Genomic DNA, 407 nt, shown 5'->3' with positions numbered 1-407 from the left:
TCAGTAAACGCAGGGCATCTTCCAGCGTCACTTTGCTGATGCCGGTTTCCAGTTTTTCCAGACTGGCGGGCGTACTGACGTTCAGGCGTGCCAGCAGGCAGAAAAACACCAGACCGGAGCAGGAAGCGACCAGGAAGTTGAGCTTCGGATTGATATTAAACAGCAGCCCGGCGAAAAAAGTGGCCACCGCCCAGCCCAGCGAACCCCACATGCGGGCTTTTCCAAACTCAAACGTGCTCTGCCGGGCAACGCGTTCGGTATAGGACTCCAGCACACCGATGCCGCCGTTAAAGGTCATTCCCACAAACACGCCGCCAAAAATACTGCCCAGCACGATATTGAGCTTTAGCAGGTAACCGAACAGCAGAAACGCCGGTCCGGAGAGGATCAATAATGCGGTCATATAC

1 protein-coding gene is annotated in these 407 nt (G+C 55.0%); it reads right to left on the bottom strand.

Annotated elements, in window-relative coordinates:
- On the bottom strand, positions 1-407 hold a 407-nt coding region (locus WH277_RS00660; protein WP_339503778.1), incomplete at both ends, for an MFS transporter.

This window comes from Erwinia sp. MYb416, assembly GCF_037479575.1.
In the GTDB taxonomy this organism is placed as follows: Bacteria; Pseudomonadota; Gammaproteobacteria; order Enterobacterales; family Enterobacteriaceae; genus Erwinia; species Erwinia rhapontici.
Note: the sequence above shows the minus strand (reverse complement) of the source record. Positions and strands in the feature narration are given on the sequence as shown.